This window comes from Veillonella parvula, assembly GCF_018366295.1.
In the GTDB taxonomy this organism is placed as follows: Bacteria; Bacillota; Negativicutes; order Veillonellales; family Veillonellaceae; genus Veillonella; species Veillonella parvula_P.
In genome coordinates, this window is the sequence record NZ_JAGZIJ010000012.1 from 58083 (window position 1) to 72693 (window position 14611).

Annotated in this window: 11 protein-coding genes; all 11 read left to right on the top strand. The window is 40.3% G+C overall.

Annotated features, from left to right (window positions below; translation table 11 throughout):
- The first annotated feature begins 78 nt into the window (after window positions 1–78).
- Entirely contained in the window at window positions 79–5037 is a 4959-nt protein-coding gene (locus KHY58_RS09435) for an ESPR-type extended signal peptide-containing protein (RefSeq protein WP_278473203.1), read from the top strand.
- Window positions 5038–5555: 518 nt separating this feature from the next.
- Window positions 5556–6041: a GNAT family N-acetyltransferase gene (locus tag KHY58_RS09440; RefSeq protein ID WP_120055920.1), complete on the top strand. Its 486-nt coding sequence runs from the start codon at window positions 5556–5558 to the stop codon at window positions 6039–6041.
- A gap of 206 nt (window positions 6042–6247) precedes the next feature.
- Window positions 6248–6997: a DUF969 domain-containing protein gene (locus KHY58_RS09445; RefSeq protein WP_278473204.1), complete on the top strand. Its 750-nt coding sequence runs from the start codon at window positions 6248–6250 to the stop codon at window positions 6995–6997.
- A 1-nt stretch (window position 6998) separates the two neighbouring features.
- Window positions 6999–7928 carry a DUF979 domain-containing protein gene (locus KHY58_RS09450; RefSeq protein ID WP_278473206.1) on the top strand — a complete coding sequence of 310 codons (930 nt, stop codon included), beginning with the start codon at window positions 6999–7001 and terminating at the stop codon, window positions 7926–7928.
- 114 nt (window positions 7929–8042) lie between these two features.
- Window positions 8043–8696, top strand: a complete 654-nt coding sequence (gene pcp, locus KHY58_RS09455; RefSeq protein WP_278473208.1) for a pyroglutamyl-peptidase I — start codon at window positions 8043–8045, stop codon at window positions 8694–8696.
- Between the two features lie 267 nt (window positions 8697–8963).
- Window positions 8964–10079: a glutathione S-transferase C-terminal domain-containing protein gene (locus KHY58_RS09460; RefSeq protein ID WP_024062820.1), complete on the top strand. Its 1116-nt coding sequence runs from the start codon at window positions 8964–8966 to the stop codon at window positions 10077–10079.
- A gap of 122 nt (window positions 10080–10201) precedes the next feature.
- Window positions 10202–11692, top strand: a complete 1491-nt coding sequence (locus KHY58_RS09465) for an MmgE/PrpD family protein (RefSeq protein ID WP_278473209.1) — start codon at window positions 10202–10204, stop codon at window positions 11690–11692.
- Window positions 11685–12524 (top strand): transporter substrate-binding domain-containing protein, encoded by an 840-nt coding sequence (locus KHY58_RS09470; RefSeq protein ID WP_021147573.1) that lies wholly within the window; start codon window positions 11685–11687, stop codon window positions 12522–12524. The genes KHY58_RS09465 and KHY58_RS09470 overlap by 8 nt, the downstream gene beginning before the upstream one ends.
- A 55-nt stretch (window positions 12525–12579) precedes the next feature.
- On the top strand, window positions 12580–13296 hold the full coding sequence (locus KHY58_RS09475; protein WP_004697693.1) for an amino acid ABC transporter permease: 717 nt from the start codon (window positions 12580–12582) through the stop codon (window positions 13294–13296).
- Between the two features lie 6 nt (window positions 13297–13302).
- Window positions 13303–14019 carry an amino acid ABC transporter permease gene (locus tag KHY58_RS09480; RefSeq protein ID WP_278473211.1) on the top strand — a complete coding sequence of 239 codons (717 nt, stop codon included), beginning with the start codon at window positions 13303–13305 and terminating at the stop codon, window positions 14017–14019.
- A partial coding sequence (locus tag KHY58_RS09485; RefSeq protein ID WP_278473213.1) for an amino acid ABC transporter ATP-binding protein occupies window positions 14016–14611 on the top strand: 596 nt, incomplete at its 3' end. The genes KHY58_RS09480 and KHY58_RS09485, both read left to right, overlap by 4 nt.

The following is a 14611-nucleotide window of genomic DNA, read 5'->3' on the forward strand; positions in this document are numbered from 1 at the left end:
ATATCTTTTATCTTAATATATATAGTGTATTTTTAGTGTAATTAGTTAGTGTAACAGAAAAAATTTAGGAGGAGTGTTATGAACCGGATTTATAAAGTCATTTGGAGTCGGGTGAAAAAATGTTATGTGGTTGTTTCGGAATTTGCTAATAATCGTGGAAAAATCAGCGGAAGTGGTGGAATGAGTGCGTGTACGGTTTTATGTGCACTTGCATTGGCGGGAAGTATAGCACTGCCATTGAACACTGTTCATGCAGTAATTCCTGAAGGAACAGGATCAGGTATGTCATTGGGAAATGGAACTGAGACAGGATCTGATCCTAATAATGTGGCAATAGGCGGTTATGCTAAGTCTTTAGGTGCAGTTGCTTTGGCGATAGGTGCTCATAGCAATTCTTCAGCTCAATATTCGACTGCTCTTGGTGGAGGCTCAAATGCTACGGCTCAAAATGCTACTGCTATTGGTGGCGTAGCATATGCATCAGCTAAAAATGCAGTTGCTGTAGGTGCAAATGCTAAAGCTTCTGGAGAATATGCTGCTGCTATTGGTGGAGACGCAAAAGCGGATAAGACTCATGCTATTGCTATTGGTAGCGTTGCTCATGCTCAAGAAGAATCTTCTTTGGCGATGGGGAATTTAGCGAAAGCTACAAATACCTATGCTTATGCAATTGGTGGTAATGCGCAGGCAAAGGGAAGATGGTCCATTGCTATGGGGACGAATGCGGTGGCTGAAGATGATGCTAGTGTGGCGATTGGAACATGGTCAAATGCTACGAGTGGGCAGTCTGCAGCTGTTGGCTATCAAGCCAAAGCAAAAGCTTTAGGAGCAACGGCACTTGGTAGACTCACGAATGTTACTGCAGTAGATGGCACTGCCATAGGGTCTTCGACTTCTGTTACTGGATTAAATGGTACTGCGATAGGTAATAAGGCTAACGTAACAGTAAAGAATGGTGTAGCTATCGGTAATGAAGCAAATGCAAAGAATGAAAATGCTGTAGCTATCGGTTCTGGATCTGAAACCGCAGCAGTAGTTGGCACTACGTCTGAAACGGTCAATGGAGAAATACATAATTTTGCAGGCATTAATCCTACTTCTACAGTAAGTGTTGGCAAGACCGGAGTAGAGCGTACCATTACTAACGTAGCAGCTGGACGTCTTTCTGCTACATCTACCGATGCTATAAATGGTAGCCAATTATATGCGGTGAATACTGAAGTGAATAAAGGCGTAGTGTATGCAGGTGATGTAAAGGTTGCAGGAGCTACGGATAATAAATTTATTCAAAGACTAGGTGCACAAACTAATGTTGTTGGCGGGGTAACAGATGTATCTAAATTGAGCGATAACAATATTGGTGTAGTATCTGATGGAATAAATACGCTGAATGTTAAATTGGCTAAAGAACTTAACAATCTGACTAGTGTAACAACTGGTAATACGGTTATGAATATTGACGGTGTGACTATTACCGGAGGTCCAAAAATCGTAAAAGATGGTATTAATGCGGGGAACAAACAGATTACAGGCGTTGCTAGCGGTGGAGATGTCATTACAAATGGTGCTAATATCGGAGATATTAACCGTATCGTTGATGCAAAGGATAAATACGTGACCGGTGGTACAGCAACTTATCAAGCTAATGGTGACGGCATTGCAAATCTAACCGGTACAAACGGTTTGACCGCTAATGTGACAGGCCTTAAAAATAACTTTGTTACAAGTGGTAATGTATCCAATGATGGTAAAACTTTGACATTGGAACGTAACGATACAGGTAAAGTCAATGTTGATTTGAGTAATGTATTCACCGAAGTGGGAAAAGGGGACTATCGTTTGGTAGCAAACCCTGATTTAAATAGCCAAGGTAAATATAAAGTTGACAGTGATGGCAACATGGTATTGACTGTAGCTAATGATAAAGGCGATAAAAAACAAGTTACATTGACAGATATCGCATCCAAAGTACAACAAGATACCAACACAACAAATATCACAAATATCAATACTACTATTGCAAAAGGATTGAACTTCGCTGGTGATACTGGTACAGATATTAATAAGCAATTGGGTGATAAGTTATCTATTAAGGGTGGCGCTTCTGCGGACTTGACAGATAATAATATTGGTGTAGAATCTGATGGCACTCAACTAAATGTTAAACTTAAAAAAGATATTAACTTAGGACCTGATGGTAGCTTGGCTATCAATGGGAAGACTTATGTCAATAAAGATGGTTTGAATGCGGGTGGTCAAAAAATTACTAATGTAGCAGCAGGTACTGCGGGAACTGATGCTGTCAATGTGGATCAATTAAATGCCGCAATTGGTGGTACAGCAAAAGCAACAACTGTAAAAGCTAAAGATGCTAACGTAACCGTTACAGAAGGAGTTAACGCTTCTGGCGGTAAAGAATATACAGTTGGATTAGGTGATAAGGTTACTCTCGGTTCAGATGCTGATAAACAAGTCGTTGTAGATGGTACTACTGGTACGATTACAGCTGGTAATAAGGTTACAATTCATGGTACAACAGGTGATATAAAGGCGGGAACAGTTAAAATAACTGGTACCGGTACGGTAAATGAATTGACTAACCGTATATGGGATATCGATAATCCTACAGTTGTACACGGTCAAGCAGCAACAGAAGACCAATTAAAATATGTTAGTGACGGTGTAAAAAATAATAAAAATGATATTAAAAATATCAATAAAACCATTGTAAAAGGCTTGAACTTCAAAGGCGACGATACAACTGTTATCAATAAACAATTAGGTGAACAGTTAGATATCAAAGGTGGTGCCGATACTAATAAATTGTCTGATGACAATATTGGTGTAGTATCTGCAAATGGTGCACTTAATGTTAAATTAGCAAAAGAATTGAAAAATCTGACCAGCGTAACTACCGGCGATACCGTTATGAACACGGATGGTTTGACTATAAATGGTGGCCCTAAGATTCTTAAGAACGGCATCGATTCAGGCAATAAGAAGATTACTAATGTAGCGGCTGGCACTGATAACACGGATGCAGTAAACGTTGGTCAACTGAAAGACGCTATTGCAGCAGGTAAGACTATTCTTAAAGATGGTAAAAATACAACAGTTGAAGGCGATGGCTCAGCTGCTAATCCTTACAAAGTTAATGTAAATGATGATCTAGTCCTTGGTAAGAAAGGTATTGATGGCAAAGACGGTTCTATCGGAGTTAACGGTAAAGATGGTTCAGCTGTTGTTATCAATGGTAAAGATGGATCTATTGGTTTGAATGGCAAGGATGGTAATAATGCTATTTCTATCAAGGGGGGCGAGGGAAAATCTGGTATTGATGGCAAAAATATTACTCGCTTAGTAATCGAAGAAAAGAATGGCGACAAGCATGATGTTGCAACTTTAGATGACGGTATGAAGTATGGCGGTGATACAGGCGCTGTTATCAAGAAGAAACTTAATGAACAAGTGAATGTAGTCGGTGGTATTACCGATGTAAGCAAATTGACTACTGATGACAATATCGGTGTTATATCCGATGGTGATAGCAATTTGAAAGTTCGTCTAGCTAAGAATTTGAAAGGTTTGAACAGCGTAACTACCGGTGATACTGTTATGAATACTGACGGATTGACTATTAATGGTGGACCTAAGATTGTTAAGACTGGTATCGATGCAGGTGGAAAGAAGATTACTAATGTCGCTGACGGTACTGATGCTACAGATGCAGTAAATGTGAGTCAATTGAATAAAGCGGTAGCTGGTGCTACAACAAAACTAGAGAATGGTAAAAATACAACGGTAACCTCCACAACCAATAATGATAGATCTAAGACTTATAAAGTAAACCTCAATGATGACATCACTCTTGGAACAGATCCTAATAAGCAAATTTCTATTAAGGGTTCTGAAGGAACAATTCAAGCAGGTAAAGTAACTGTTAATGGCACAGGCGGTACAGTGAATAACTTGACTAATAAGGCATGGGATCCTGCTAACATAACTAGTGGTCAAGCGGCAACAGAAGATCAATTGAAGGCTGTAGCTAGTGGGGCAGGTAAATACTCTTCTGTATCGGAAGGTAACAATATTAGCGTAATTAAAGGGACAAATGCAATCGGTGGTGTAGACTATAAAGTATCTGTAATTGATACACCGACATTTAAATCCGTAACAACTGGTAATACCGTGATGAACAATAGTGGCTTGACAATTAAGAATGGTCCTAGCATCACAGAAACCGGTATCAATGCAGGTAATAAGAAAATTACTAATGTTGCAGCAGGTACGTCTGATACGGATGCGGTTAATGTAAGTCAATTAAAAGAAATCGGTGGAAATATCAAGAATATTGATAGTCGTATGAATAGAGTTGGTGCGGGGGCAGCCGCATTGGCAGCACTTCACCCTCTAGACTTCGATCCTGATGATAAATGGGATATCGCTGCAGGCTATGGTAACTACAAAGATGCTCATGCAGCTTCAATCGGTGCATTCTATCGTCCAAATGAGGATACTCTATTTAGTGTAGGTGGTTCCTTCGGCGGCGGTGAAAATATGTTGAACGCCGGTGTTAGCATGAAAATCGGTCAAGGCAATCATGTGTCTACTTCTAGAGTAGCAATGGCGAAAGAAATCAAAGATCTTCGCGCTGAGCTTGAAAATGTGAAGGGCATACTCATGAAGGTTTCTGAGGGAAAACAGCTCAACTCCTTGGATTTGGATAAGATGCAACTTTTCCCAGATATACCTGAAAACCATTGGGCATACGACTATGTGGCGACATTAGCAGGTAATGGTATTATTGTGGGGTATCCAGACGGTAAATTTGGTGGAGATCGTATGATGACTCGTTATGAAATGGCTGCATTAATTTACAGGGCTATTCAAAACGGTGCTGTCGCCGATGATCAAATGGTTAGAGCACTTAAAGAATTCCAACCAGAACTTGAACGTATCAGAGTAGATACTATTTCTAAACATAAAGATGGTACGCCTGATATTCAACGTGTTCGCGTTATTAAAGGTCGCGGTTAATAGAATCGAAAGATTTTCATATGAGAAAAAATCTGTTTTATTGTGATTGGATGTCCAATGATAGGGCGTAAGTATATCATTTATAACGTATAATTTTAAAAGTGTTTTAAAAAAGATTTTGAGTTATGTCTCCTTATATGTATAATACTATTATTAAGGAGACATAATTTATTTTTGCTATCCGTCAAATATTACAATTTTATCTTATGAGTATTCTTTGGCATCAATCATTTTATGGTTGGTGTCATTCTTTTTGATTAAAAATAGAATACGTAATATAAATCTATCAATATGGCGTAGTTGATAACTTATTTGTCTCAATAGTTTTATCTTGTTATTAGTTTCTTCTGTGTATATATTATGGCACTCCATATGAGATCCTCTTTATAGATATTATGATTTTATATAATATTTATGTAAATATATTGCAAATAAATACATATAGGTGTATAATTACTTTCACAAAGTGAATTAATATACGTAGTTTGTGAATAAAATATAGATATGAGGGAAAGACCATGAAAGAATTTAGACAATTAACAGTAGCAGACACAGCAGAATATCATAAGGTATTAATCGACGGTTATGCAGCTATAAAAGACTATCCCATTAGCTTCGACGCTATTGATTTTACGGAAGAGGAATCTAAGGAGTGGATTGAAAATTATCCTGTATACGGCTTGTATATTGATGGGCAATTAGTTAGTTCTATTACGTTTTGTATGCCTTGGGTGAAATACTCAACACCGGATAAATATCCGCATATTGCTCATTTTGTAACAGCACCAGCTTTCAAAGGCAAAGGATATGCACGGGAAGTCTTGGGCTATGCAGAGGAGCTTTTAAAAGAACAGTATAAAACACATATTGTTACATTAGGAACGGCTAAGGAGCATCCGTGGTTGCCTAAAATGTATGAATCCTTTGGATTTACTGCGTATGATAAGGTTCATTTTAGAGGAAAACAGCATACAACTATATTATTTAAGAAAGAATTAAATTAATTAAGAAAGCGTTATATTAATTATGTAAATTACCTTGTACTCTATTTGAGTGTTTTATGCTCTGATCGCAGATCAGGGACATTCACTAAATTTAGATACAAGGTATTTTTTTGTAAGATTATGACTATTCAGTATATAATATATACATATAACGTATCTTTATGGTTATATGTGTTATGGATGATTTGTAGAAAGGATGTGTCCATATGTTGATTTTGTCAGGTATTTTAGTGATGGTCATCGGTCTAATGCTACGCTTTAATGCCTTGTTAGTTGTCGTAGCCGCAGGTTTTGTAACGGGCCTTGCAGGTGGTCTCAGTATCAATGATATTGTTGGTGCTATTGGGGAGGCCTTTGTTAAAAATCGTTATATGTCATTATTTATTTTGATTTTACCTGTTATTGGTCTTATGGAACGTCACGGCTTGCGTGAACGGGCAGAAATTTTGATTGGCAAGATCAACGCTGCTACGGCAGGTCGTATCTTTATGATTTACTTATTTGTGCGTCAAGTAACTGTAGCCTTTGGCATTAACATGTCCGGTATGGTTGCTATGGTTCGTCCATTGATTGCTCCTATGAGTGAAGCTGCGGTAGCTCAAGGCCGTCCAGTATCTCAACGTACGCTTGATAAGGTGCGCGGTGTGGCTGCTTCTGCAGATAATATAGGTAACTTCTTCGGTCAAAACTTATTCCTTGCTGCTGGTGGGTTATTACTCATCAAAGGCGTTATGGAACAATTAGGTTATTCTGTAGAGTTAACAGATATGGTATTGTACGGATTGCCAACTGCTGTTTGTGCTTATATCGTTAACTTTATTCGCTTTATTATCTTTGATAAAATAATTCAAGCCTCTGTAGCTCGTGACGAAGCGGATATGAAAGCTGGTAAATTAGTACCTAATGAGTTAAATATTCTTGTTACACCAGAAGAATTGAAGAAGGAGGCTGAATAATATGTTAGAAATATTCTATAAAATGCAGCCCTTAGATTATGTATATCTTCTCGTAGGGATTATTCTATTTATCTTTGCTATTCAATCATTTCTAGATAAAGAACATAAATATCGCATTGGTACAGGCTTATTTTGGCTCTTATATAGCGTATCCTTTATCTTTGGTTCTTATCTCTCCAAGGAAATTAATGGTTGGCTTGTCATTGCTATGGCAGCTATCGTATTAGTAAAACAACTCGGCAAAGGCCATTACTTTGAATCTCCTATCGAATTCAAAAAAGGCGAAGCTGTTCGTATTGGCAATGTTATCTTTGTACCAGCATTACTTGTTGGTATTATTACATTCTTCATTGGTTTCTTTACTAAGTTAGGCGCTCTTGTTGGTCTAGGTATTGCCGCAATCATCGCTATGTATGCTGCTCTTTTTATTACAAAGGGCGAACTTAACCAAGGTTTCCATGAAGGCCGTCGACTTATCGATGCTATCAGTTGGACTGCAATTTTGTCCCAGTTATTAGCGGCTCTTGGGTATCTATTTAATTTGGCTGGCGTTGGTAAACTTATCTCCAGTGCAGTCGCAAGTGTAGTACCAGCAGATAATGTATTCCTCGTTGTTGTGGCATATTGCATTGGTATGGTTATCTTCACAATGATCATGGGTAACGCATTTGCCGCATTTGCGATGATTACAAGTGCCATCGGTATCCCAATGCTCGTTGTAGCTCATGGTGCGAACCCTGCGGCTGTTGGTGCTATAGCAATGCTTGCAGGCTATTGCGGTACTTTGATGACACCTATGGCTGCCAACTTTAACATCGTACCGGTAGCGCTCCTTGAAATGCGCGACCAATACGGTGTTATTAAAGCCCAACTTCCAATTGCATTAATCATGCTCGTATTGAATATTCTATTAATGTATTACTTTATTTAACCCTTTTCTGTGAAAGCACGATATGCTTATGAAACTATATGATATATCTTCTAAGGTTATATATCATGTTTAATTGTTTTAATGCACCATAAGATATCGTTATGAGGTAGTGTGATGAAAACAATTTTGATTACCGGTTTTGATCCATTTGGCGGTGAACCTATTAATCCGGCTTGGGAAGCGGTCAAAACAATGGATGGTTATACCGATGGTGATTACAAGGTAGTGACACAAATGGTTCCTACCATTCGTTATAAATCTGTTGATACTGTAAAAGCAGCAGCTGAACAGTGCCAACCAGATTTTATCCTGTGTGTAGGTCAAGCAGGTGGTCGTCCTGATATTACAGTGGAACGCGTTGCTATTAACTGCGACGATTTTCGCATCCCAGATAATGGGGGCAATCAACCGGAAGATGAGCCTGTTGTAGCCGATGGCCCTAGTGCCTATTTTGCGACATTGCCCATAAAGAATATCGTCAATGCGTTACATCAAAACGGTATTCCTGCTAAGGTCTCCAATACAGCGGGAACCTTTGTATGCAATCACTTGATGTATGGTGTATGTCACTATGCCGCGCAAAAGGGCAATATTCAGGCGGGCTTTATGCACATCCCATACTTGCCATCCCAAGTGGTGGATAAACCAAATCAACCTAGCATGGCCGTTGAAACTGTACGTGTCACATTGGAAACCATCGTTCATGTATTAGCTCATGGTGAAAGTTACAAGGCACAAGATATTAACTATACAACACCGCACGAATAAAAATCTTACCAATACTAGTGTTTATTTAATACAAATAATCTAAATAAAGCTCGAGTTATATCTTAGAAATGATATAGCTTGAGCTTTTTTATTTTCAATGATCATTATAAAAATATAAATACCCACTATTGACATAGGTTTTTAAATAATATAATATAGGTTTATATTCATATTGAGTTAGTAGGAATAATTGAGGTATACCACAGAAGATTTCACCATAAAAGGTGGAATAAAGCTAATGGGGATGACCTCTATAAGGAGTATAGAATGAGTGAACACGTAGATGTAAGTAAAATCAAGGATCCTACCATTGCAGCGGCTCGAAAAGAAGTTGAGTTCCAACGCGCTATGAATCCTTGTCCTATCGATTTTTCTGAGTTTCAATCTAGTAACCCTCGTTCTCAAGGGGAGCAGAAGGAGTATGAAGGTAAAGATGCATCGAATTTTAACCGTCGTCAAAAATATTCTGATAGCGAAGAGCCTCAATTCACAACACCTTTTGGCAGTGAACCAGGGTTTCTACCTGTAGAAAAGGACCGTTACCGCCTTGTATGGTCTAAGCATTGCCCTTGGGCTCACCGTATTGCTATTGCCATCGATTTACTTGGCTTAGATAAAGTGATTTCAAAAGGTACGGTTGATCCATTGCGTCCTGCAGGTGTAATTGCAGACTGGTTCTTTACCCTTGATAAGGATGAGAAGGACCCTGTATTGGGCATTCACTCCTTAGGTGAAGCGTACCGCAAAGGCGACCCTAACTACGATGCACGCTCCACAGTACCGGCTATCGTAGATGTTACAACTGGTGCTGTTGTAAATAATGACTACCATGCGTTGACTACAGAATTAGCATTAGGTTTTAAAGATTTTGTGTCCCCTGATGCGCCAGATATTTATCCTGAGGAATTGCGTGCCGACATAGATGCATTGAATGTAATCATCTACGCTGACTTCAACTTGGCTGTAAACTTGGCAGCTCTCGTAACAAACCAAAAAGATTACGAATATTACTATGATCGTATCTTTGCTCGCTTAGATTGGCTCGAAGAACGCCTTAGCAAGCAACGTTACTTGATGGGGGATACCATTACAGACCCTGATATCCGTATTTTCCCAACATTAGCGCGCTTTGATCTCGTGTTCTACCAAAAATATTTGGTGAATAAAAAACGCCTCGTAGACTATCCAAATCTTTGGAACTACGCAAAGGATTTGTACTCCAATCCAGCCTTTGGTGGCACAACGGACTTCGATTCCATGCGTAAACGTTTCTACTATGTAGACCATACGCCATTTGAAGACCTACCACGCCTCGTTCCAAAAGGTCCAGACGACTCCATTTGGTTAGAACCAAATGACCGTGCTGAAAAATTTGGTAAATAAAATAGATAGTAAATTCATATGTTGGATGAGCTGTATTTAGTACATCTTTTACTATGAAATCTGATATATTACTGACGAATCGATCAATATATTTAATTATAGATAACTGAAAGGAAGGCTCCATGGATTCCGTAACACAGACGATTGTGAACTACATAGAACAAACGGATGTGGCGAACCGTGAGGACCTACTGTCAGTGGCTCGTATTGCCTTTCTAGATTATCTAGCATCCTTAGCACCAGCAGAGAACGAACAAGCCGTTCAAGACTTGGCTCGGTTCATAGGGGCTAAGTCATCTATAGGCTCGGATGTTGGCCATGTTATGAACTCCACTGTTTTGAGTGGCAAGGTTATATCAGAGGGCAAAATTGACTTAGCAATAGAAAATGTATTTAAAGCCGATAAAGCTTTGTATTATGGTTTTGCTTCGCATTATCTTGATTTTGATGATGCCCAGGCAAATTTGGCAGGTCATTTCAGTACTGTTTTATATTCTGCTTTGTTAGCAGTGCTCGAGCCGTATGATACATGGCATGATTTCCTTCGTGCCTATATCATCGGGGCCGAGTTAGAGGGGATTATTGGTTCCCTTATTAATCCTGCCCATCGGACCCAAGGATGGCATTCTACAGGGACCGTTGGTGTTATTGCGGCGGCGGCCGCTATAGGCGCTTTGCGAGGCCTTCATGGTGAAAGCTTGGCTCAGCTCCTGTCTTTAGCTGCCACACAATCGGCGGGCATGTTTTTTCAAAGTGGTACAGATGGTAAGCCTCTCCATGCGGGACTAGCAGCACGCAATGGCGTATGGGTTTACGAACTGTTACAACATACATCACTGCGAACAAGTACAAAACCATTTGATCCTGAACGGGGTTGGTTTAAAACTATCGGTAATATTACCGTTACATCAAATGACATCGCTAGCCGTTGGCTAGCACCAGGACAACTCATTGATCCTGGTTTGTGGATGAAAGTCCACCCTTATTGCTCGGCAGCCATTTGTGGCGCTGAAGCGGCAGAAATCGTGGCACAAAGACTATATACATCTTCTTCGTATGTGTCTAAACACAACTACTTTTCACCAGATACAGAGGAACAAGATCAATGTAGATTATGTACCACCCCCGATTTCTCCCTTTGGGATGAGATAGATCGAGTGACTGTTCACTTCCCACCTGGTGCTGATGCGGCATTGCGCTATACATCGCCAACAACAGGCCGAGAAGGGCAGTTTTCCATAGAGTACGTCGTGTACCAAGTCCTCGCGTATGGGGTGGTACAGGATGAATTATTCAAGATAGATATCATAGACTCATCAATACGAGACTATATGTCGCGTATAGAGCGTGTCTATGACTTGCCGAAGGTATCTCAAACAGAGCGGATTACGAAAGTAACCGTTACCTTGAAAAATGGAGATACTTTCACAGAAACGGTGAATAATCCTAAAGGATCGCCGAAGAATCCTCTTACTATGGAGGATATACGCATTAAATTAGGTCTCACCTTGGAGGCTGACCAAATAGATAGAGTTATTGAGGCTTTTACCCATACAGATAAGGTAGAGTCATTCCTGCAAACATTGCGAAAAGAAGGAGTTTTACATGTTTAATACAAAGAAATTAACGAAATTATTCGCCATCGGCGCGTTGGCACTAGGCGTGCTTGTCGTAGCTGGTTGCGGTGACGATACATCTAAGGACGCAAAGGTAAATCCTGATGCTAAAGTAATTAACGTAGCTACACGCGGTACAGTTCGCCCCTATTCCTATACAGATGATAATGGCAACCTTACTGGTTTTGACGTAGAATTGTTGAAAGAAATTGAGCGTCGTAATCCAGACCTTCACTTCAACTTCAAGCCAATGGCCGTTGATGCTGCCTTTGTAGCAATGGATGCAGGCCAAGTGGACATGATTGCAAACCAAATGCGTCGCAACCCGACACGTGAAGCAAAATACTACTACACAAATGAGGTTAACAACTACTCTACACGTAAATTAGTAGTTAAAAACGATCGTAACGACATCTCTAAATTGGATGATTTGAAAGGCAAGAAAATCGCCGTTACTACATCCTCTGAGTTCAACGAATTAGTAAAACAATTCAACGAAACAGCAAATCCTCAAATCGAGGTTATCTATACAGATAAAGCGGGTGCTGAAACGTTGAACCTTGTTGCTACAGGCCGTGCTGATGCAGCCGGTGAATACGAATACGTTATTAATTCTGCCATTAAAGATCGTGGCTTGCCACTTAAAGCCGTAGGCGATGTATTGGCCGTAGTACCAACTTATTTCTTGTCTAAACGTACAGATGACATGAAACAAGTAAACGAAAAAATCGATAAAACTATGAAAGAAATGCGTGCAGATGGTACGTTGAAAAAACTTTCTGAACAATATCTTGGTGGGGATTACACATTCGATCCAACACAAAAATAACGGATAGGCCGCCTTGGCGGCCTTATTCTATTATGTCTAGAAGCGAGGTGCTACTGTGGGCAAGTATTTTGATGTGTCCTACATGATCCAAGCGTTTCCACAGCTCTTGAATTATGTGCATGTAACGGTATTAATCACCGTTATTTCTGCCATCTTAGGTGTTATTTTGGGCTCTATCATAGCCATCATTCGCCTCAAGAAGGTACCAGTATTAAACCAATTATTTATCGTATTTATCTCCTTTATGCGGGGCACTCCGTTCTTGGTACAGCTCTTCCTTATTTACTTTGGGGTACCAGAAATCATGTCCCACATGGGGCTTAACATGAAAAATGTGCCAGGCCTCGTATTCGTATACGCCGTATTTACATTGCACATTGCAGCTTACAGCGCTGAAATCATGCGCTCCAGTATTGATGCGGTGGCTCCTGGTGAGAAGGAAGCCGCTAAAAGTCTTGGTATGACCGAGTTCCAAAGCTATGTGCGCATCATCTTGCCGCAGGCTTTCACCATGAGCATTCCACCGTTGACGAACCTCGTTATCGGCATGTTGAAAGGGACGGCGCTCATCTTTAACGTCGGCGTTGTGGATATGATGCGTAAGGCGGACCTGATGGGTGGCAATAGCCAGCGCTATCTTGAGTTATTCGTCGATGCGGCCATTATTTATGGCATTTTAATTATCATCGTGTCCCTCTTGGGCCGATTGCTTGAAAAACGTTTTACCGTTGCGGGCAAGGAAACGCAACGCATTTTGATCAGTGAGGAGTAGGGGCTTATGGGACATATTATTGATTCAACCTATATTTATGGCACCTTCTTTGCTGTCATTCCTTATGTGAAAGTAACCCTCATGATTACCTTCCTCAGCGTTAGTTTGGGTACAATCCTAGGGCTATTAAGTTGCGTGTTACAACAAAATAAAGTACCTGTGCTCAGTCAGCTCAGCTACTTGTACGTATTATTGTGCCGCAGTATTCCGAACATGGTTCTCTTATACCTCGTGTACTATGGCTTGCCAATTCTATTCCTCGCACTAGAGGATCAAACGGGGGTGCATGTGCCGTTTGAAAAGGTGCCAGCTACCTTCGTAGCCGTTGTAGGCTTGACGTTGCATACAGGGGCATATTTGAGTGAAATCTTCCGGGCTGCGTTGCAATCTGTACCAAAAGGTCAAATGGAAGCAGCTCAAGCTATCGGTATGACGTGGTTCCAAGCGTTCCGCCGCATCGTGTTGCCGCAAGCGACAGTCTTTGCATTGCCATTATTTACTAACCAATTCCTTAACACCATGAAGAGTACCAGCATCGTGTTCGTTATCACTGTTATTGAATTGTTCGGCGCTGCAAAGTTATACACAGAGGAAAATTCGCAGTATTTTGAGGCCTATATTGTGGTGGCCGGTCTATTCTGGGTGATGGGGATTGTCTTTGAATTTATCTTCCATCGTTTAGAAGTCTATGCAAGCAAGTATAAACGAGGTAATGCATTATGATAGATATTAAACAAGTTCACAAATCCTTTGGGAACCGTGAAATTTTAAAGGGCATCGACCTACATGTGCCAACCAGTTCTGTAACAGTTATCCTTGGCCCATCTGGCAGTGGTAAGACGACGTTCCTTAGAACATTGAACTTCCTTGAAAAGGCCGATGCAGGGACGATGCAATTAAACGATATTTCTGTAGACTTACATAAAGCGTCTAACAAGGAAATTTTAAACGTACGCCGCAATACATCCATGGTGTTCCAGTCTTATAACTTATTCTCTAACAAGACTGTTATTGAAAACATCATGGAAGGCCTTGTAACGGTTAAGAAAATGAAAAAATCTGAAGCCCGTGAAATTGCTCAACGTTTCCTCAAGGAAGTAGGCATGGAAGGCTATGATGATTACTATCCTGTACAACTTTCCGGTGGTCAACAACAACGTATCGGCATCGCTCGTGCCCTTGCAATGGATCCAGAGGTTATCCTCTTTGACGAACCTACATCAGCCCTTGATCCAGAGCTAGTAGGCGAAGTATTGGCCGTTATTCGTAAGATTGCTAAAGAGCTAGAGGTAACCATGATTATCGTAACGCACGA